Source organism: Phyllobacterium sp. NPDC097923, assembly GCF_044760925.1.
GTDB classification, from domain to species: Bacteria; Pseudomonadota; Alphaproteobacteria; order Rhizobiales; family Rhizobiaceae; genus Phyllobacterium; species Phyllobacterium calauticae.
The window spans coordinates 221,600-242,366 of record NZ_JBIWBL010000003.1 but is presented as its reverse complement, the minus strand read 5'-3'; the positions used below and the strand labels follow the sequence as shown (position 1 = coordinate 242,366).

12 protein-coding genes, 1 pseudogene and 1 riboswitch are annotated in these 20,767 nt (G+C 58.4%); of the genes and pseudogenes, 12 read left to right on the top strand and 1 reads right to left on the bottom strand.

Annotated features, from left to right (window positions below; translation table 11 throughout):
* Positions 1-14: 14 nt before the first annotated feature.
* The 9 genes from hemP to ACIQWS_RS16905 all read left to right on the top strand — a co-directional run bounded on the left by hemP (position 15) and on the right by ACIQWS_RS16905 (position 14,974).
* Positions 15-155 carry a hemin uptake protein HemP gene (gene hemP / locus ACIQWS_RS16945; protein ID WP_223614931.1) on the top strand — a complete coding sequence of 47 codons (141 nt, stop codon included), beginning with the start codon at positions 15-17 and terminating at the stop codon, positions 153-155.
* Positions 156-179: 24 nt separating this feature from the next.
* The gene (locus ACIQWS_RS16940; RefSeq protein ID WP_403181772.1) at positions 180-1,238 is read left to right on the top strand and encodes a hemin-degrading factor; all 1,059 of its coding nucleotides are present in this window, start codon (positions 180-182) and stop codon (positions 1,236-1,238) included.
* A 4-nt stretch (positions 1,239-1,242) separates the two neighbouring features.
* Positions 1,243-2,160, top strand: coding sequence for a hemin ABC transporter substrate-binding protein (locus tag ACIQWS_RS16935; protein ID WP_403181768.1), 918 nt, complete (start codon positions 1,243-1,245; stop codon positions 2,158-2,160).
* Positions 2,157-3,278: a FecCD family ABC transporter permease gene (locus ACIQWS_RS16930; protein WP_403181765.1), complete on the top strand. Its 1,122-nt coding sequence runs from the start codon at positions 2,157-2,159 to the stop codon at positions 3,276-3,278. The genes ACIQWS_RS16935 and ACIQWS_RS16930 overlap by 4 nt, the downstream gene beginning before the upstream one ends.
* A gap of 2 nt (positions 3,279-3,280) precedes the next feature.
* Positions 3,281-4,072: a heme ABC transporter ATP-binding protein gene (locus ACIQWS_RS16925; RefSeq protein WP_403181760.1), complete on the top strand. Its 792-nt coding sequence runs from the start codon at positions 3,281-3,283 to the stop codon at positions 4,070-4,072.
* A 50-nt stretch (positions 4,073-4,122) separates the two neighbouring features.
* A riboswitch (cobalamin riboswitch) is annotated at positions 4,123-4,334 on the top strand.
* Positions 4,335-4,441: 107 nt separating this feature from the next.
* Complete coding sequence (locus ACIQWS_RS16920; RefSeq protein WP_403181757.1) at positions 4,442-7,321, top strand: ribonucleoside-diphosphate reductase subunit alpha; 2,880 nt, start codon at positions 4,442-4,444, stop codon at positions 7,319-7,321.
* A gap of 52 nt (positions 7,322-7,373) precedes the next feature.
* Positions 7,374-8,513 (top strand): ribonucleotide-diphosphate reductase subunit beta, encoded by a 1,140-nt coding sequence (locus tag ACIQWS_RS16915; RefSeq protein ID WP_403181754.1) that lies wholly within the window; start codon positions 7,374-7,376, stop codon positions 8,511-8,513.
* A gap of 192 nt (positions 8,514-8,705) precedes the next feature.
* Positions 8,706-12,482: a methionine synthase gene (gene metH, locus ACIQWS_RS16910; RefSeq protein WP_403181749.1), complete on the top strand. Its 3,777-nt coding sequence runs from the start codon at positions 8,706-8,708 to the stop codon at positions 12,480-12,482.
* A gap of 248 nt (positions 12,483-12,730) precedes the next feature.
* Complete coding sequence (locus tag ACIQWS_RS16905; protein WP_403181744.1) at positions 12,731-14,974, top strand: hypothetical protein; 2,244 nt, start codon at positions 12,731-12,733, stop codon at positions 14,972-14,974.
* Positions 14,975-15,033: 59 nt separating this feature from the next.
* Here the strand turns inward: ACIQWS_RS16905 and ACIQWS_RS16900 are convergent, their stop codons facing one another.
* A complete protein-coding gene (locus ACIQWS_RS16900) occupies positions 15,034-15,861 on the bottom strand; it encodes a helix-turn-helix domain-containing protein (protein WP_223614644.1) in 828 nt (275 codons plus the stop codon).
* 131 nt (positions 15,862-15,992) lie between these two features.
* On the opposite strand from ACIQWS_RS16900, the pseudogene ACIQWS_RS16895 reads away from it, so the two are divergent.
* The 3 genes and pseudogenes from ACIQWS_RS16895 to ACIQWS_RS16885 all read left to right on the top strand — a co-directional run bounded on the left by ACIQWS_RS16895 (position 15,993) and on the right by ACIQWS_RS16885 (position 20,686).
* Positions 15,993-17,218, top strand: a pseudogene (locus ACIQWS_RS16895) (MFS transporter).
* Between the two features lie 227 nt (positions 17,219-17,445).
* Complete coding sequence (locus ACIQWS_RS16890; protein WP_403181736.1) at positions 17,446-18,327, top strand: helix-turn-helix domain-containing protein; 882 nt, start codon at positions 17,446-17,448, stop codon at positions 18,325-18,327.
* Positions 18,328-18,496: 169 nt separating this feature from the next.
* A complete protein-coding gene (locus ACIQWS_RS16885; protein WP_403181733.1) occupies positions 18,497-20,686 on the top strand; it encodes a TonB-dependent siderophore receptor in 2,190 nt (729 codons plus the stop codon).
* Positions 20,687-20,767: the final 81 nt, after the last annotated feature.

Here is a 20,767-nt window from a genome sequence, read left to right as displayed (position 1 = left end):
TCGCACGCGAACTCATGCCGGTCCGGCAAACGGATATGCGCGTTTACGGCAGCGAAATCCTGTTCGACGGCTCCAACGAAGTCGGCATCGAACATGCCGGCTCGCTTTACCGCCTGAAAATCACCCGCCAGGGCAAACTCATTCTCAACAAGTAACGCATTGATAGGCATCCGAAGACAATGACTGATACGCACAAGCCAGCACCCCAGGACATCCGGCAAGCTCGGGCAGACAACCCCAAAATGCGCGAGCGCGACCTTGCCCAGCAGCTTGGCATCACCGAGGCTGATCTGGTTGCAGCTTTTTGTGGCCTCAATGTCATTCGCATCACGCCGCGCATCGAAACCTTCCTGACCGAGATACAGACTTTGGGCGAGGTGATGGCGCTGACGCGCAACGAAAGCGCGGTGCACGAAAAGATCGGCGTCTACGACAAGCCCATTGTCGGCAAGCATGCCTCCATGCTGCTGGGCGAGCAGATCGATCTGCGGCTGTTTCCCGACAGCTGGGCGCACGGCTTTGCGGTGGAAAAGCAGGACGGCGAATTCATCCGTCGCAGTCTCCAGTTCTTCGATGCCGCCGGTGAGGCAATCCACAAAATCCATCTGCGCCCGGCTTCCGATCTCGATGCCTACCACGCACTTGTCGCCAAGCTGCGCCTCGATGACCAGTCGCAGAGTATCGAACTGACGGCTTTGCCGAAGCCCGAGGAGAAGACTGCGGAAATTCATGAACTTGATGCGGACGGCCTGCGCGATCGCTGGACCCAGATGAAGGATGTGCATGAATTCTTCGGCATTCTGCGCTCGCTGAAGATGACCCGCCATCAGGCGGTGCAGGTGATCGGGCAGGACTATGCCTGGGCACTGGATCGCGACGCCTTGAGCGCCATGATGCAGCATGCGGCGCAGGAGCAGATACCGATCATGTGCTTTGTCGGCAATCGCGGTTGCATCCAGATCCATTCGGGTCCGATTGCGAACATCAAGCCGATGGGGCCTTGGCTCAATATCCTCGATGAAACCTTTCATATGCACCTGCGCCTCGATCACATTGCCGAGTTGTGGGCCGTGCGCAAACCGACCAAGGACGGTCATGTGACATCGCTCGAAGCCTACGGCGCCGAAGGGGAAATGATCATCCAGTTCTTCGGCAAGCGCCACGAGGGTTCGGGCGAACGGGAAGACTGGCGCCAGCTTGTCGAAAACCTGCCGCGCATCCTGCGTTCGGCCGCGTAAGGAAATGACCATGTTCGCTAAACGCCAGAGCAAGCCGGCAAGGCTGCATCTCGCCGCTTCGCTCGCCGGGCTGATGGCATTGCTTTACGCACAAGGCATGGCTTCTGCAGAAGAAGTGACCGGGCGTCTTCCCGATGCGAGCCGGGTAGTGTCCATCGGCGACTCCATCACGGAGATCGTCTATGCGCTGGGGGAAGAAGGGCACCTCGTCGGCCGTGACCAGACGAGTACCTACCCGCAAGCGGCGCAGAAGCTGCCCGATGTCGGCTATATGCGCGCGCTGTCCCCCGAAGGGGTTCTCTCCATCAATCCGACGGCTATCATTGCCGTGGAAGGCAGCGGCCCGAAGGAAACCATCGATGTCCTGAAGAAGGCCAGCCTGCCCTTCGTTTTTGTGCCGGAAGATTACACCGGAAAGAGTATCGCGGCGAAAATACGCGTGGTGGGTACGGCACTTGGCGTTGACGACAAGGCGGAAAAACTGGCGTCGCAGGTCGAGAAGGATTTGCAGGCGGCCGAAGACGCAACGAAGAACATCAAGAACCGCAAGCGGATTCTGTTTGTCCTCAGCGCCCAAGGCGGCAAGATCATGGCCTCCGGCACCAAAACGGCAGCCAATGGGATCATCGCACTGGCCGGTGCCGACAATGCGATCACGGAATATCCCGGATACAAGCCATTGACGGACGAGGCGATCATCACCGCCAAACCCGACGTCATTCTGGTCATGGACCGCGGTGGTGACCATGCGTCCGACAATGCCGACCTTCTTGCCAATGCGGCGATCGCCGCGACGCCCGCCGGCAAAGACAAGAAGATCATCCGCATGAGCGGTCAGTATCTGCTGGGCTTCGGGCCGCGTGCGCCCAAGGCAATTCACGAGCTGGCCGAAGCCATTTACGGCAACGAACTCGGCAAATGAGTGAGACCGTCTTGAGAAAACCTGCCGTCCTTGCTTCCGCACAGGGCGGCAGCAGACTGCGCCCGGATGGTGACCGGTCAGTGTTTGCGCGCATGGTCATTGCTTGCCTGTGCGTCGCGCTCGTTGCCACAGTCCTTTTCAGCCTCGCCTTTGGTGCATCCGATGCATCGGTCCTCTCCGTCGTGAAGTCCCTGATTGCCGGATCCGATATCACGGACAATGCGCTCTCCGTCCGTGATCGCATCATCATTTACGATATCCGCTTGCCCCGCGTCATTCTCGGCGCGCTGATCGGCGCGTCCCTTGCCGTATCGGGTGCAGTCATGCAGGGATTGTTCCGCAATCCGCTGGCTGACCCCGGCATTGTCGGCGTCTCGGCGGGCGCCGGGCTTGGCGCGGTCAGCATCATCGTTCTCGGCGGAACCTTCCTCGCCCCGGTGATCGCTCTGTTCAGTCTCTATGCCTTGCCGCTCGCCGCTTTCTTCGGCGCCCTCATCTTCACGCTCATCCTCTACCACGTCGCGACGCGGCGCGGGCAAACGTCCATCGCCACGATGCTGCTCGCCGGTATTGCGCTCGGCGCCATGGCCGCCGCCTATATCGGTGTCCTGGTCTATGTCGCCGACGACAAACAGTTGCGCGACCTGACATTCTGGGGGCTGGGATCGCTGGCGGGAGCCAATTGGGTCAAGATCGCCGCATCAGGCCCGCTCATTGCGCTCGCCCTCGTCATTTCACCATTCCTCGCCCGCGGCCTCAACGGGCTCGCCCTCGGGGAAGCATCGGCCAGCCATCTCGGCATTCCGGTACAGCGCTTCAAACGCATCGCCATTGTCACCGTCGCTGCGGCCACCGGCGCATCGGTTGCGGTGAGCGGCGGCATCGGCTTTGTCGGCGTCGTCGTTCCGCATCTGCTGCGCCTCGTGATTGGCCCCGATCATCGCTATCTCCTGCCGGCCGCCGCTCTCCTTGGCGCCTGCCTCCTTCTGATTGCCGATGCGGTCAGCCGGACCATCGTTGCTCCAGCCGAATTGCCGATCGGCATCGTCACGGCAGCCGTTGGCGCACCCTTCTTCCTGTGGATATTGCTGCGTCGCCGCGGCATTCTGGACCTCTGATCATGATCCGTGTTTCCAATGTCTCCGTGTCCCTCGGTCGAAACAGAATCGTCGAGAACATATCCTTTGATGCTGAGGCAGGCGCATTCACAGTTATCGTCGGACCCAATGGGTCAGGCAAAACGACCCTGATGCGTGCACTCTCCGGTGATCTGCCGCATGAGGGCGTCATCAGCATCAACGGCACGCCGATCAACCGGCTGAAGCTCTGGCAGATGGCAACCATGCGGGCGATCCTGCCGCAATCCACCTCGCTGTCCTTCCCGTTTACCGTGCGTGAGATCGTCAAGCTGGGCATGACCAGCGGCCGCTCCGGTGCTTCGCGCCACAACGTGGACACACTGCCCGATGAAGCGCTTGAGCGCGTCGACCTCGCGGGTTTCGGCGGGCGGTTCTATCAGGAACTCTCTGGCGGCGAGCAGCAGCGGGTGCAACTGGCGCGCGTCCTCTGCCAGGTCTGGCAACCGATGCTGGACGGCCAGCCGCGCTTTCTCTTTCTTGATGAGCCGGTTTCAAGCCTCGATATCAAACATCAGCTGATCATCATGCAGATTGCCCGCGATTTTGCCGATCGCGGTGGCGGGGTCATCGCGATCCTGCATGACCTCAACCTGACCTCCATGTTTGCCGACCGCGTCGTGGTCATGCACAGGGGAAGGGCCGATTCTGTGGGTACCCCCATGGAAGTCTTGACGGATGACCGCATCCTGCGCGTCTATGAATGTGCGCTCAAGGTCGGCGGTCTGCCCGGAAAATCCGTACCGTTCGTCTTGCCGCAATCCGCAGTGCTCTGAGCACGCGAAGCTGTCGCTATCTATCTATTGACTAAAAATTGCGATTTGATACTAAATATAGACGTTATGGTTCTCTCCGAGTCGCAAGACCGGGAGCTAAGAGGGAAGCCGGTGAAATGTCCTGGACATTGATGCCGGCGCTGCCCCCGCAACTGTAAACAGCGAGTTGTTGTCGACAATGCCACTGAAGCCCAGCTTCGGGAAGGCCGACACCAGCGCCGACCTGTGAGCCAGGAGACCTGCCATGACATGATGAACGTCCACGGGCGGGGTGTCCCGGTGTGTCGCTTGCAATGGTCGGCCGCAAGCTGACCGGATTCTTGCACGCGTGCGCTCGACCTTTGCCCCCAACATTTGGGGTATAAGCATATGTCTCTTTCTCTTCAAACCACCCGCGCCGACGGTCAGTCGCCGGTTCGTCCTGCCGAACTGCAGCCATCATCCAGCGAGCCCGGCTACCGCGTCATTCGGCGCAATGGCTCGGTCACCCCCTTCGATCCGCTGAAAATCACCGTTGCTCTCACCAAAGCCTTCCTCGCCGTCGAAGGCAATGTCGCTGCCGGTTCGCGCCGTGTGCACGATGTCGTCGAAGGCTTGACCGCCGACATCGTGACAACATTGAAGCGCCGCAGCAGCGAAGGCCGTCTGTTTCACATTGAAGACGTGCAGGACCAGGTCGAACTTGCCCTCATGCGCAGCGAAAACCACAAAGTCGCCCGCGCTTACGTGCTCTACCGGGAAGAACGCGCGAGAGAACGGGCGAAGCTGGTGGAACCCGTGGCCGAAACCGGCCCGTCCCTCAGCGTCACCCTGCTTGATGGGACCAGGGCACCGCTCGATGCGGCGCGCCTCGCCCGAATCATCGATGAAGCCTGCGAAGGACTTGACGGGGTCAGCGCCACCCCGATCCTCAGCGAAACCCAGCGCAATCTCTATGACGGTATCACCCTCGACGAACTGTCGCTTGCGCCCATTCTGGCTGCACGCACACTCGTTGAAACCGAACCGAACTATTCCTTTGTCACTGCCCGGCTGCTTCTGGACAAGCTGCGCCGCGAAGCCTTGAGCTTTGTCTTCGGCAGGCCTGAACAGGCGACCCAGCATGAAATGGCGGAGCGATACGCCGATTATTTCCCCGCCTATGTGAAGGCTGGGATTGAAGCGGAACTGCTCGATCCTGAACTTGCCCGCTTCGACCTGCGGAAAATATCAGCAGCCCTGAAGCCGGAACGCGACCTGCAGTTCCAGTATCTCGGCCTGCAGACATTGTATGATCGCTATCTCCAGCAGACACGCGGTATCCGGTTCGAATTGCCGCAGGCCTTCCTGATGCGCGTTGCCATGGGCCTCGCCACCCGCGAGATCGACCGGGAAGCGCGCGCCATCGAATTCTACGACCTGCTGTCGTCGTTCGACTTCATGGCTTCGACTCCAACCTTGTTCAATTCGGGCACGCTGCGCCCACAACTGTCCTCCTGCTTCCTGACCACCGTCGCCGACGATCTCGACGGTATTTTCAAAGCGGTGAAGGACAACGCGCTTCTGGCAAAATATTCCGGCGGTCTCGGCAATGACTGGACGCCCGTGCGCGGTCTTGGTGCCCATATCAAGGGAACCAACGGCGAAAGCCAAGGCGTCGTACCGTTCCTGAAAGTGGCCAACGATACGGCCATCGCGGTCAATCAGGGCGGCAAGCGCAAGGGCGCCGTCTGTGCCTATCTCGAGACCTGGCATGTCGATATCGAGGAGTTTCTCGATCTGCGCAAGAATACCGGTGACGACCGCCGCCGCACCCATGACATGAACACGGCCAACTGGGTGCCTGATCTGTTCATGAGTCGCGTGGAAAAGGACGAGCCATGGACCCTGTTCTCACCCGACGAGACACCGGATCTGCATGATCTCTATGGCGCGGCATTCAAATCCGCCTACGAGGCCTATGAAGCCAAGGCCGCACGCGGGGAAATCCGTGTCTTCCGCACCGTGCGGGCACTGGATCTCTGGCGCCGGATTTTGACGATGCTGTTCGAGACCGGCCATCCCTGGGTCACGTTCAAGGACCCCTGCAATATCCGCTCGCCGCAGGGTCACGCCGGCGTCGTGCATTCCTCGAACCTGTGCACCGAGATTACCCTCAACACATCGAAGGATGAAGTTGCGGTGTGCAATCTTGGCTCGATCAATCTTGCCAATCACATTGCAGCTGGGGGCCTCGACCTTGAGCGTCTCGCGCGCACTGTGGCGACGGCCATGCGCATGCTCGACAATGTCATCGACATCAACTTCTACACCATCCCCGAAGCGCGCTCTTCCAACCTGCGTCACCGTCCGGTTGGCCTCGGGCTGATGGGGTTCCAGGATGCATTGCAGGCTCTGCGCATTCCCTACGCGTCCAATGAGGCCGTGGCTTTTGCCGATCTCAGCATGGAAGCCATTTCCTACCATGCCATTTCGGCATCGGTTGACCTCGCCAGCGAACGCGGCAGCTATCCAAGCTTCAACGGCTCGCTCTGGTCAAAAGGCATTCTTCCGATCGATTCCATCGAACTGCTCGACCAGGCCCGCACGGCCGCCGGTGCCAGGCTTTCGATGGACCGCAGCACGACCCTTGATTGGGAAGCTCTGCGCAAGCGGGTGACGACAACCGGAATGCGCAATTCCAACACCATGGCGATTGCCCCGACTGCAACGATTTCCAACATTTGCGGCGTTGCCCAGTCCATCGAGCCCGCCTATCAGAACCTCTTCGTCAAATCCAACATGTCAGGCGACTTCACTGTCGTGAATGCTGCACTGGTGCATGATCTGAAGCAGCGCGGGCTGTGGGACGAGGTGATGATTTCGGACCTGAAATATTTCGACGGCTCGGTTGGTGAAATCGACCGCATCCCCGCCGACCTCAAGGCGCTCTATGCCACGGCGTTCGAAATCGACAGTGCATGGCTGATTGCTGCGGCCTCACGCCGGCAGAAGTGGATCGACCAGGCCCAATCCCTCAACCTTTATATCGCCAACCCGAGCGGCAAGAAGCTTGACGAACTCTATCGCCTCGCCTGGAACAGCGGTTTGAAGACGACCTATTACCTGCGTTCGCGTTCGGCCTCGCACGTGGAAAAGTCCACGTTGAAAGGCACCGATGGCAAGCTCAACGCCGTCGCCGCCAAGCCGATTGCCGAATCGATCATCCTGTCGGAACCGGCCGGCAATGCCTGCTCGATCAATGATCCGGACTGCGAAGCCTGCCAGTAAGCGCGCAACCGCGCCTGCCACACAGCTTTGCAATGAATTGAAGGAAAAGACCATGCTTGACTGGACCAACACCGAAGCTGCCGCCAATGCGGCCCGCGCCATCCACCCCGCCCTTGCACCGGATCAGGCACCCGTCGCCGATGCCACGGGTCTTGGCGATATCGTACGCGGCGGTGGTCGCGTGCGCGTCGATGACAAGGCGATGATCAACTCACGTGCCGACGTCAACCAGCTCCTGCCACTCAAGTATCACTGGGCCTGGGAGAAATATCTCAATGGCTGCAACAATCACTGGATGCCGACGGAGGTATCGATGCAGGCGGATATCGCCCTGTGGAAATCCAGGGACGGGCTGACCGACGACGAGCGCCGTATGATCAAGCGCAATCTCGGTTTCTTCGCGGCCTCCGAGTCACTTGTTGCCAACAATATTGTCCTTGCCATCTACCGGCACCTGACCAATCCGGAATGCCGCCAGTATCTCTTGCGTCAGGCTTTCGAGGAGGCGGTTCACACCCATACATTCCAGTATATCGTGGAAAGTCTCGGGCTGGACGAGGGCGAACTCTTCAACATGTATCGCGAAGTGCCATCGATCACCGACAAGGCGGCCTGGGCGCTCAAGCACACGCAAAATCTCGACAACCCGGATTTCAAGACCGGCACACCGGAGATGGATCAGCAGTTCCTGCGCGATCTCGTGGCTTTCTACGTCATTTTCGAGGGCATGTGGTTCTATACAGGCTTTGCCCAGATCCTGTCGCTTGGCAGGCGCAACAAGATGGTCGGCATTGCCGAACAGTATCAGTACATCCTGCGCGACGAGAGCATCCACATGAATTTCGGCATCGACGTGATCAACCAGATCCGTCACGAAAATCCGCATCTGTGGACAAAAGCCTTTACCGAAGAACTGCGCGGGATGATCAGGGATGCCGCGGAACTCGAGGCATCCTATGGCCGCGATACCATGCCGCGCGGGTTCCTCGGGCTGAATGCTGCGCTTTGCGAAAGCTATATGCACTTCATCGCCAACCGCCGCTGCGCCCAGCTTGGTCTCGCACAGGTCTTTCCCGATACGGACAATCCGTTCCCGTGGATGTCGGAAGCGATGGATTTGAAGAAGGAAAAGAATTTTTTCGAAACCCGGGTTATCGAATACCAGAATGGCGGAGCACTGGCATGGGATTGATGCGCATAATGCCGGCTCCGGAGGACATTTTCGTCGCGTGGCCGCGCTTGATGCGGGCATCGCGGCTGCGGCGGGACAGGACGCCGCAGCTGCGACAGAATCTGCCGCCAATGGAATTGATTTGTTGACATAAAGATATCTTTATGTGAGTTTACGCCTCTCGTCCCAAGATGGCCAAGAGGCGTTTGAGTCATGAATATTGCAGTCGATAATCTGTTCGGTCCCATGGGTGCTCCACGGGATGGCTCGGAGGTGTTTGAAGCGCTGACCAAGGCGGCGCGCGAACGCATCCTGATTCTCGACGGGGCCATGGGCACGCAGATTCAGGGCCTCAGCCTGAACGAGGACGATTTCCGCGGCGAACGCTTCGCCGACTGCTCCTGTCACCTGCAGGGCAATAACGACCTTCTGATTCTCACGCAGCCCCAGGCCATCGAGGACATCCACTACGCCTATGCCATGGCCGGTGCGGACATTCTCGAAACCAACACGTTCTCCTCCACGACCATCGCCCAGGCTGATTACAGCATGGAAGAGGTTGTCTATGAGCTGAACCGCGACGGCGCCCGCCTTGCCCGCCGGGCAGCGATCAAGGCCGAACAGAAGGACGGCAAACGCCGCTTCGTGGCCGGAGCGCTCGGACCGACAAACCGCACCGCATCCATTTCGCCTGACGTGAACAATCCCGGCTATCGCGCTGTCACCTTTGACGATCTGCGCATTGCCTATGCGGATCAGGTGCGCGGTTTGATGGATGGCGGCGCCGATATCATCCTCATCGAAACGATCTTCGACACGCTGAACGCCAAGGCAGCCGTATTCGCCACGCAGGAAGTCTTCGAGGAAAAGGGCATTACCCTGCCCATCATGATTTCGGGCACGATCACCGATCTCTCAGGCCGAACCTTGTCCGGTCAGACACCGACGGCCTTCTGGCATTCCGTGCGTCACGCGGAACCCTTCACCATCGGCCTGAACTGCGCGCTTGGCGCCAATGCAATGCGCGCCCACCTTGCTGAAATTTCCAGCGTTGCCGATACATTTGTCTGCGCCTATCCCAATGCCGGCCTGCCCAACGAATTCGGCCAGTATGACGAAAGCCCGGAGGCAATGGCCGAGCAGCTGGAAGGCTTTGCCAGTGAAGGCCTGCTGAACATCGTCGGCGGCTGCTGCGGTTCGACACCCGATCACATTCGGGCGATTGCCGAGGCGGTCAGCAAATATCCGCCGCGCCAGATCCCGGAAATTTCCACGCATATGCGCCTGTCCGGCCTTGAGCCGTTCACGCTGACCAAGGACATTCCGTTTGTGAATGTGGGCGAGCGCACGAACATCACCGGCTCGGCCAAGTTCCGCAAGCTGATCACCGCCGGCGACTTCGCCACCGCGCTGGATGTGGCGCGCGATCAGGTTGCCAACGGCGCGCAGATCATCGACATCAATATGGATGAAGGCCTGATCGACAGCGAGAAGGCGATGGTCGAGTTCTTGAACCTGATTGCCGCCGAGCCCGATATCGCCCGCGTGCCCGTCATGATCGACAGTTCCAAGTGGGATGTCATCGAGGCCGGACTGAAATGCGTGCAGGGCAAGCCGCTCGTCAACTCCATCTCCATGAAGGAGGGGGAGGAGGCTTTCCTTCACCATGCCAAACGCGTGCGCGCCTATGGCGCGGCCGTCGTGGTCATGGCCTTCGACACGGAGGGCCAGGCCGATACCCTGGAGCGCAAGGTCGAGATTTGCACCCGCGCCTACGAACTCCTGACCAGGGAAGCCGGGTTCCCGCCCGAAGACATCATCTTCGACCCGAACGTGTTTGCGGTAGCCACCGGCATCGAGGAACACAACGGCTATGGTGTCGCCTTTATCGAGGCCACACGCCAGATCACGGAAACGCTGCCGCATGTGCATATCTCCGGCGGCATCTCGAACCTGTCCTTTTCATTCCGCGGCAATGAGCCCGTGCGCGAAGCCATGCATGCGGTGTTCCTCTACCATGCGATCCAGGTCGGCATGGATATGGGCATCGTCAACGCCGGACAGCTGGCGGTCTATGAATCCATCGATCCGGAACTGCGCGAGGCCTGCGAGGATGTCGTGCTCAACCGCCGCGACGATGCGACGGAACGGTTGCTGGACCTCGCCGAGCGCTACAAGGGATCGGCCGGCAAGGAAGCGCGCGAGCGCGATCTCGCCTGGCGCGAATGGAGCGTGGCGGACCGCATTTCCCATGCGCTCGTCAACGGCATTACCGAGTTCATCGATGTCGACACGGAAGAGGCGCGGCTTGCAGCCGAACGGCCGCTGCATGTGATCGAAGGTCCGCTGATGGCGGGCATGAATGTCGTCGGCGATCTCTTCGGTGCGGGAAAGATGTTCCTGCCGCAGGTGGTCAAATCCGCCCGCGTGATGAAGCAGGCCGTCGCGCTGCTTCTGCCCCATATGGAAGCGGAAAAGCTCGCCAATGGCGGTACGGGCGAACGCGAAAGCGCCGGCAAGGTGCTGATGGCGACGGTCAAGGGTGATGTGCATGATATCGGCAAGAACATTGTCGGTGTCGTTCTCGCCTGCAACAATTACGAGATCATCGATCTCGGCGTCATGGTGCCTGCGACCAAGATCCTGCAGACGGCGAAGGAACTGAATGTCGATATTATCGGCCTCTCCGGCCTGATCACGCCGTCGCTCGATGAAATGGTGCATGTGGCATCCGAGATGGAGCGCGAAGGGTTCAATATTCCACTTCTGATCGGAGGGGCAACAACCAGCCGCGTGCACACGGCGGTGAAGATCAATCCGCGCTATCACAAAGGCCAGACGGTTTATGTCACCGATGCGAGCCGTGCGGTCGGCGTCGTCTCCCAACTTCTCTCGCCGGATACCAAGGGCGGCTTTGTCGATAACATCCGCAGCGAATACACTAGGGTTGCCGAGACCCATGCCCGCAATGAGGCAGACAAGCAGCGGCTGTCCCTGGAAAAGGCCCGCGCCAATGCCCACAGGATCGACTGGTCGGGCTATGAACCGCCTAAGCCGTCCTTCCTGGGAACGCGGGTATTCGAAAATTACGATCTCGCCGAACTGTCGCGCTACATCGACTGGACGCCATTCTTCCAGACATGGGAGCTGAAGGGCCGCTATCCCGCCATTCTCGACGATGAAAATCAGGGTGCAGCGGCGCGGCAGTTGTTTGCCGACGCGCAGGCCATGCTGGCCAAGATCATTGATGAAAAGTGGTTCAATCCGAAAGCCGTCATCGGCTTCTGGCCGGCGGGTACCGTCGGCGATGATATCCGCCTGTTCACCGACGAAGGGCGCCAGAAAGAGTTGGCCACACTCTATACATTGCGCCAGCAGCTGTCGAAGCGCGACGGCCGGCCGAATGTCGCCCTGTCGGATTTCGTCGCACCGGTTGCCAGCGGCAAAGGGGATTACATCGGCGGTTTCGTCGTGACGGCAGGTATAGAAGAAATCGCCATTGCCGAACGGTTCGAGCGGGCGAATGACGACTATTCGTCCATTCTGGTGAAGGCCCTTGCCGACCGGTTTGCCGAAGCCTTTGCCGAGTTGATGCATGAACGGGTGCGCAAGGAATTCTGGGGCTACGCGCCGGATGAAACTTTGAAGCCCGATGAACTGATTGGCGAACCCTATCGCGGCATCCGCCCGGCACCCGGCTATCCCGCGCAGCCCGATCACACGGAAAAGGATACTCTGTTCAGCCTGCTCGACGCAGAAAGGCAGATCAACGTGCGCCTCACGGAGAGCTACGCCATGTGGCCGGGCTCGTCGGTTTCGGGCGTCTATCTCGCCCACCCGGAATCCTACTATTTCGGCGTCGCCAAGGTGGAGCGCGACCAGGTCGAGGATTATTCGGAGCGCAAAGCAATGCCCGTCGAAGAGGTGGAGCGCTGGCTCGGCCCGATCCTCAACTATGTTCCGGCCCCGCGGGTTCAGGCGGCGGAGTAATCCTGCAATGCCCTGACGGTTGCGACCGTCAAGATCGTGCGCGGTCGTTCACTGCAATATGTGAACGGCCGTTCTACGACATTGGTATATGTTGCAAAATTACATTTCTAAGCTAACTTTCTTTTATAGCTGAAAATTAGCTACATTTCTCGACTATTGGTATCGATTTTCATGGTTCCAATCTCACTCGCCAGACGATTTTTTACGCAACCTTTTTACATCTGATCCAATTGAAGAACGGAAATATAATGAAAAACATTTTACCGTATGCACCGGCACTTTTGCTTTGTTCAGTTTTGTCCGGATGCAACAATGATTCAAAGCCTGCACAACAAGTGACATCGGACAGCACGTTTGTATCGGATGCGGCCCAATCGGTGCCAGCGTCAATACAGTCTGTAGCGACGAAAGATCTCAGCTCCGAGCCTAATGCTGTAATACAACCCCCTGCGCCTGAGCCCCGACTGGTACAGGCCGATACAACGATCGCGCCCGAGAAGACCACACCAAACAACCCTGTTGTGGAGAAACTCGGAGCCAGACCGCCCATGGGGTTCACAACGTGGTCGCGTTTCAAATGCAACGCCCAAGACCCATTCAAGAATTGGCCGAAACTGGAAACAATCAATGGCGTCCAAGCGCCGTTGAATGACAACGGCAGCAGAGATCAATATTCGTTCCAGCACTTCATGCTGGATCAAGCGCGCGCCATAAAGGATTCCGGGCTGCTGGCCGTAGGTTATCAATATGTCAATGTTGACGATTGTTGGATGAACCGGGCACGGGACAAGAATGGAGCTCTACAAGGCGCGTCGGGCTGGACTTATGGCAATTGGCCTGACGGCTTACATAAAGGTTTTGATGCTGATCTCAGCCAATATGTTCAATATTTACATTCCATGGGCTTTAAAGCCGGACTCTATAGCAGTTCCGGATTGAAGACCTGTCAAATCTTTCCTGCTTCGGCAACCCACGAAAAGCAAGATGCAACCGCCTTTGCCAAGTGGGGCATTGACCTTCTTAAGTACGATAATTGTGATTATAAGTCTACGGACAAACCAGAAATTTACAAATACTGGCCCGAAAAGGAACGACCGACTGTCGTAGTTACGTCGTCAAAAAAAGAACTCTTCGAGACTATGGCAGCAGCTTTGGCAACGGCGACAAAGGACAGCGAACGAAAGATACTCTTCCTGGAATCGGCGCCAGCTGCATATGGCAATAGCGTCAGCGAAAAATATACAACAATGGATTGGGTTCGCCCGCTCGGCCAGATGTGGCGCGTCGGGGGTGACATCAAGAACTACACATATGACGCAGTCTCCAAGACGCTCAGCAATCCCTGGTCATCCGGTGCAGGAGGAGATAATGACAAGGGTGTCTATCCGAGTTTCTATTTGACAGTGGCACTTTCCCGTTACGTCGCGCCTGGCAGTTGGAATGACCCTGATCAGTTGCTCATCGGCGACAACGGCCTGAACACCGATGAAGAAAAGAGCCAGTTCGCACTCTGGTCCGTTATGGGGGCTCCGCTTCTTCTCAGTACCGATGTACGGCGCTTGACCGAATACTATCAACAGAAAGGAAGGGATGACGCAGGCGTAACCCTCGCGCATCTCAGGGATTCCCTCAAGATTCTGACAAACAAGGATATTATCGCCGTCGATCAGGATGAGCTCGGTATCGGCGGATATATCGCATATCAAACGGACCCCGCATCAGACAAAGACAAAAACAAGGACATGGACGTTGTCGTTAAGCCGCTCAGCAATGACCGTCTTGCCGTTGTCGTTCTCAACAAAAGCAATACGGAGCTTCAGCCACAGAAAATAGATATGTGGTCCATTGGCCTCAACCTTTCCGGGCAAGGCTGCACCGTTTCCGCAAAAGATCTCTGGGATGGTAAACCGGAAGACCTCCTATCCCACAACGAGCTGTGGACCAGACCTATTCCAGCTCATGGGAATGCCATGTTCCGGCTCGCAGCGAAATGCGATGGCAAAGCGGTCAAAGTCATACCTACCGGTCAGATCTATTCCGTGGCGGGCAGCGGCAAAGCGGGGTTTTGTCTCACAGTGTCGTCCAAGGACACGGCAACTGCCAAATTTTCCATCAGCGCATGCAATGGATCCGACCTGCAAATCTGGTCGCGCGATACCGCCACGCACCGCATCAAACTGGCGGCAGCCATGGATCTGTGTTTATCCATGGCTGCAGGTAACACGTTCGGCCTTGCCAAGTGCAAGATCAGCGAAAACGACAGTATATATTATCATACTGATGTTCAGGACTTTTCGTACTACATGAACGGTTCCCTTGCCAATGAGGCATTGGAGCCATCTGACGCGGTGCTTAGCCCAAATGTGACGAAACAGTGTTTGGACATGTATGGTGGCCCATTTGTCGAGAACAACCCGGTAACTCCTTATCAGTGTGCCGGATCGGCAAATCGCGTTGGCCAAATCTGGTCAGCACCGGGCGCTCCGGGATAGCCCATGTCTCGTTGAGCGCCATCGGAAAGATGGCGCTCGGCAAATACCGATGGAGACAATCAGGCGGCGGAGTGAAGGTAATTGCGGGGAGGGGCGCCCAGCATGCGTTTGAACATGGTGGTAAAGGCGGGAACGCTGTTGTAACCGAGATCGAGCGCAACGCTGGTTACCGCTTCACCTCCCGACAGACGCGGCAAGGCGGATAGCAGGCATGCCTGCTGGCGCCATGTCGACAGGCTCAAGCCCGTCTCGCGCCGGAAGAACCGCGTAAACGTGCGGCGGCTCATGCCGAGGCGATCGGCCCAGTTGTCGATATTGGTGCGGGGCGAAGGGTCTTGCAGAAAGCCCCGGCAGAGCGCCGCCAGCCTGGTATCATCGGGGAAGGGCAGGCCGAGCGGGCGCTCTTCCAGCTTGGGAATCTCATGCAGCAGCAATCCCATCATGAACGTCGTGCGCGGGCTCGCCTGCTCGTCGGACGGGGAAGCGACAACCTCCCGGATCAGCGTATCCATGAGCGGGGTCAGAGCAACCACATGCAGATGGTTCTTCAATCCTTCAACGGCATCGGGACGGACATAGATTGAATGCATGGCGACATCGCCGTGCATATCCACCGCATGCCGCACGCCCGCCGGCAGCCATAGCGCATGATGCGGCGGCACCATCCAGCGGCCGAACTTGGTGGAGACCATGACAACCCCGGTCATCGCGTGCAGAAGTTGCGACAGGCTGTGCTGATGCTCCGGAACATGGCACCCCGTGGGATAGTGCGCCAATCCGGCAACCACATCGCCCTTCGATTGCTCAAGCCATTCCAGCCGCTGCAGATGCACACGCCCCAGATCCCTGGCATGGAAACTCATCTCGGGAAACTTCAGATAGAGCATCGGCTTGGCCCACTTGCGAAAGAAATAGACCAAACCACGAAGGCAGGTTTTATGCAACAGGTATATCAGGGAAGGGAAGGGTGACGCGAAGCACGCAATCAACACCCTCATTTTCCGATGGAACGCCCGATATGACCGATACATCCTTACCCGCACAGCGCTCTTCCGCTGAAATAACTGCCTTCGGCATCATCTTTGCCGTGAGCTTCTGCCATCTGCTCAACGACATGATGCAGTCCATGCTCTCAGCCATCTATCCGATGCTCAAGACCAACTATGGACTCGACTTCAAGCAGATTGGCCTGCTGACGCTCACCTTTCAGGTCACTGCGTCCCTGCTGCAGCCTGTCGTCGGCACCTATACCGACAAGCGCCCGATGCCCTATTCCCTGCCGGTCGGCATGGGCTTCTCGCTGGTTGGCCTTGGCCTCTTGTCGATCGCCACGCACTATTCGATGCTGCTGATCGGCGCCGCTTTCATCGGCATCGGCTCGTCCATCTTCCATCCGGAGTCTTCGCGCGTCGCGCGCCTGGCATCCGGCGGACGTCATGGCCTCGCCCAGTCACTGTTCCAGGTCGGCGGCAATTTCGGCACGGCGCTCGGCCCCTTGCTTGCAGCCTTCATCATCCTGCCGCACGGCCAGCAGAGCATCGCCTGGTTCTCGGCGGCGGCACTGATCGGCATGATCGTCCTCTATCAGGTCGGCAACTGGTATCAGCGCTATCGCGCCGCCAATGCGAAAAAGCCGCCGGTCAGCCGCACGCTGAAATTGCCGCGCCGCAAGGTAACGATGTCGCTGATCATTCTCACGCTGCTGGTGTTCAGCAAGAACATCTATCTCGCCAGCATCTCCAGCTACTACACCTTCTACGTGATCCACAAATTCGGCATCACCGTACAACAGTCGCAGCTGATGCTGTTTCTGTTCCTCGGCGCGCTGCTGTCGGCATCATCGGCGGCGGACTGGTCGGCGACAAGATCGGCGTCAAGACCGTCATCTGGTTCTCGATCCTGGGCGTCCTGCCGTTCACGCTGCTGATGCCTTACGCAAACCTGTTCTGGACCGGCGTGCTGACCGTGTTCATCGGCCTCATCCTGTCCTCGGCATTCCCGGCCATCGTGGTGTTCGCACAGGAGCTTGTGCCGGGTCGGGTCGGCATGATCGCCGGCATCTTCTTCGGCTTCGCCTTCGGCATGGCCGGAATTGCAGCCGCGGTTCTCGGGGTCGTTGCCGACAACAAGGGGATCGACTTTGTCTATATGGTCTGTTCCTACCTGCCATTCCTCGGCCTGTTGACCATCTTCCTGCCGAGCATGCGCGAGGTGAAGGGTGAGCCCGTGGCAGTCCCGGCATAAACAGGCTGCAGCATTGTTGCCATCCGGCGACAGTCGCTGAAATAACAGCCCTCTGTCATAACGGGTCCGGAACGCGCGTGTTCCGGACCCGTTTTCAATTGGCTCAATGATTTCAATAGTTAAAGATGATTTCTTTACTCATATTTTATAAGCTGATGCAAAACCTTCTGGAAGCGTTCCAAATCATTGGCGTTGCCTGATATTTCCAATGGTTTTATGCCAATCGAATGACGTTTCAACCGCAGATGAATACCAAGATAAACGGCTTTTCCGTCGTCGGGGGCTTGCAGCAGCGCGCCTGGGACGGTGTTGTCGCCGATCTATTCAGCGTGAATTGCGCCCCCGATGCCAGCGGTCAGTATGAGGCGAGAGATCCCCGGCTCTTCATCGTTCTCGACGGCCTGAACACCGGCACGTTCAACGTGCGGCTGGACCCGCAGAGCAGGGATCTCGGCAGCGATGGCGTTGCCAATCCGATGTGCTATGTCCCGGCGGGAATGCCGCTCTGGTCCCGCCTCAGCGAGGTCAAGCACATCCGCCACATCGACCTGCACTTCAACCTCCAAACACTGGTCAAACGCTTTGGTGACGGGGTTGATCTTGGCGCGGTCACGCGGCCGCGCCTGATGTTTTCCGATCCGCGCATCCTGGCGCTGGCCAATCTCATGGCAGGGGAGTGTGCCAATCCCGATCCGCTGCACCCGCTCTATGGTGAGAGCCTGGCAATCTCGGTCTTCACGCTGCTGTTCGACATCAAGGCCAAAGCGGAGCGCAAACGCAGCAAACTCGCGCCCTGGCAGCTGCGCCGCGTCACCAACTATCTCGGTGACAACTGGATGCGTGCGGTCCGCCTGCAGGAACTGGCTGATCTGACCGGATTGTCGCAGTCGCATTTCAGTCATGCCTTCAAGGCTTCGACCGGCATGCCGCCGCACCAGTGGCAGATGCGCGCGCGTGTGCACCGCATCGAAGAAATGCTGCTGCGGACCGGTCATAGTCTCAACCACATCGCGGAGCTCGCAGGCTTTGCCGATCAGGCGCATTTCACCCGCGTGTTCCGCCAGCACACCGGCCTCACGCCGGCCGCCTGGCAACGCAGCCGGAAATAAGCATTACCGCCAGGCGACTTTAGCCCAAAAACATTCAACGGCCGCGATTTCGGACAAGACCCGCATTTATAGTTGAGTTAAATAGTCATAATATTCAGGCATACGATGATATTGGCGCGGGTGCAGCGGCGTGCGGTGTCATTGTTCTTTGGGGTTTTTGGGGCGACACATGACAGGACATAACCGGACACGGCGGGCAGGGCTTCTGCTCGCCGGCACAATCCTCAGCATAGCACTTCTGCCAATCGCAGCCATGGCGGAAGAATCCATCGTCCTCAAGGAAATCGTCATCGATGGCCGCAACGGCACGGCGACCGGGCCCGTCAACGGCTACGTCGCCAAGAAGACCACCACCGGTTCGAAATCCGCCCTGCCGATCACCGCCATTCCGCAGTCCGTTTCCGTGGTCGGCCAGCAGGAACTGCAGGATCGCGGCGTCAGGAAAGTCGATGAAGCCCTGCGCTATACCGCAGGCATCACCGCAGCGCCCTTCGGCGAAGACCCCGATACGGACTGGATTTTCATTCGCGGCTTCCAGGCCACGCAAAGCGGCGTTTTCCTCGATGGCCTGCCGCTCTTCGGCTATGGCTTCGGTGGGTTCCAGATCGATCCCTTCATGCTTGAGCGGGTTGAAGCCCTCAAGGGCCCTGCTTCGGTTCTCTATGGTGGTGCCAATCCCGGCGGCATCGTCAATATGGTGAGCAAACGCCCGGAAAAGGATCGCTTCGGCCGGATCGAAACGGGTGTCAATCAGTACGGCAATGCCTATCTCGGTGTCGATGTCGGCGACAAGCTCGATGAAAACGGCGTCTGGACCTACCGTTTCACCGGTCGGATCGCCGGCGGCGAACAGCAGACGGATTTTGCCAAGGATTTTCGCGGCTCGCTGATGCCGCAGATCACCTATGCGCCATCGGCTGACACAAAAGTCACCGTGTTCGGCCAGTTCTCCGCCCTCGACCAGACCCATGCGGGCGGCGGGTTCCTGCCTTATTACGGCACCGTCAAGGACGCGGCATTCGGCAAGATCAGCCGCAAGGCGAATTTCACCGAACCGGGTATCGATGACGGCCAGAACCGCCAATATCTGTTTGGCTACGAAGCGGAACACACATTCGACAATGGCTGGAAGCTCAGCCAGAATGTGCGCTACGGCCATCAGAACAAGAGAGAAACCAGCCCCTATCCCTACGGCTATGTTGATCCGGCCTTCCCCTATGGCGGCGGTCTGAAGCCGACAACACCGGACAATCTTCTGTACCGGATCGGCTTCAACCACGATACGAAGGTCGACACGTTCCTGATGGACAACCGGGCCGAGAAGCAATTCACCACCGGCGCGCTCGAACACAATTTCCTGTTTGGCGTCGACTACAAATATTTCAAGATCGACCAGGTGCAGGCATCGGGTGGTGCAACGCCGATCAGCGCCAGCAATCCGGTCTATGGTGCCCCGCAGGGCCCGACCAGCGTCTATCTCGATCAGGTTTTGAAGATGAACCAGATTGGCGTCTACACGCAGGATCAGGTGCGGTTCGGCGATGGCTGGCTGGTGACCCTGAACGGCCGCTATGATTACGTCAACATCGCGTCGGATTCCGCCGAAGGCCCGTTCTTCCCGCTTGGCCCGACCTATGACTACAACAAGAGCGCCGTCAGCGGCCGTGTCGGGCTCGGCTATGAATTCTCCAACGGAGTGACGCCCTATATCAGCGCGGCAACCTTCTTCAATCCGGTGATTGGCGTCACCCTTGGCGAACCGCTGAAGCCGGAAGAGGGCTATCAGTTCGAAGCGGGTGTCAAATACGCCCCGGATTTCGTTGACGGCTTGCTGACGGCATCCGTGTTCCAGATCACCAAGCAGAACGCGCTGTCGCGCATTCCCGGTACCTTTATCGACACGCAGCTGGGCGAGGTCAAATCGACCGGGCTGGAACTGGAAGGCAAGGTCAATATCGACCAGAACTGGAAGGCCCTGGCATCGCTAACCGTACTCGATATGGAGATCACCAAGGATGAAGACCCGGCATTGATCGGCAACTGGCCGACAATCGTCCCGAAAGTGTCTGCCGCGTTCTGGCTGGATTACACGGTTGACCAGGGACCGCTGCAAGGGGTCAATCTCGGAGCAGGCGTCCGCTATCAGGGTGTGTCCTACGCCAACAAGGCCAACACGCTGAAGGTTCCCGGCGCCACCTTGTTCGATGCCGCTATCCGCTACGAGAAGGACAGCTGGGGCGTTGCCCTCAATGTCACCAATCTTTTCGACAAGGCCTATGTCAAGGGCTGCGACGGCGAGGCGGTCTGCGGTTATGGCGACGGCCGGACGATCACGCTTTCAGCCCACACCAAATGGTAGTCGCACAGCCCTCGTAGAAAACGGCCCATCCGGACACCCGCCATGCACCTCGCATGGCGGGTATTTTGTTTGATGGGCCTC

What these genes read in the sequence shown, in the direction of transcription:
- ACIQWS_RS16885 (WP_403181733.1), top strand. Translation starts at nt 18,497, where the DNA reads ATGACAGGACATAACCGGACACGGCGGGCAGGGCTTCTGCTCGCCGGC.
- ACIQWS_RS16915 (WP_403181754.1), top strand. Translation starts at nt 7,374, where the DNA reads ATGCTTGACTGGACCAACACCGAAGCTGCCGCCAATGCGGCCCGCGCC.
- ACIQWS_RS16920 (WP_403181757.1), top strand. Translation starts at nt 4,442, where the DNA reads ATGTCTCTTTCTCTTCAAACCACCCGCGCCGACGGTCAGTCGCCGGTT.
- ACIQWS_RS16925 (WP_403181760.1), top strand. Translation starts at nt 3,281, where the DNA reads ATGATCCGTGTTTCCAATGTCTCCGTGTCCCTCGGTCGAAACAGAATC.
- hemP (WP_223614931.1), top strand. Translation starts at nt 15, where the DNA reads ATGCCGGTCCGGCAAACGGATATGCGCGTTTACGGCAGCGAAATCCTG.
- ACIQWS_RS16930 (WP_403181765.1), top strand. Translation starts at nt 2,157, where the DNA reads ATGAGTGAGACCGTCTTGAGAAAACCTGCCGTCCTTGCTTCCGCACAG.
- ACIQWS_RS16935 (WP_403181768.1), top strand. Translation starts at nt 1,243, where the DNA reads ATGACCATGTTCGCTAAACGCCAGAGCAAGCCGGCAAGGCTGCATCTC.
- ACIQWS_RS16900 (WP_223614644.1), bottom strand. Translation starts at nt 15,861, where the DNA reads ATGCTCTATCTGAAGTTTCCCGAGATGAGTTTCCATGCCAGGGATCTG.
- ACIQWS_RS16905 (WP_403181744.1), top strand. Translation starts at nt 12,731, where the DNA reads ATGAAAAACATTTTACCGTATGCACCGGCACTTTTGCTTTGTTCAGTT.
- ACIQWS_RS16890 (WP_403181736.1), top strand. Translation starts at nt 17,446, where the DNA reads ATGACGTTTCAACCGCAGATGAATACCAAGATAAACGGCTTTTCCGTC.
- ACIQWS_RS16940 (WP_403181772.1), top strand. Translation starts at nt 180, where the DNA reads ATGACTGATACGCACAAGCCAGCACCCCAGGACATCCGGCAAGCTCGG.
- metH (WP_403181749.1), top strand. Translation starts at nt 8,706, where the DNA reads ATGAATATTGCAGTCGATAATCTGTTCGGTCCCATGGGTGCTCCACGG.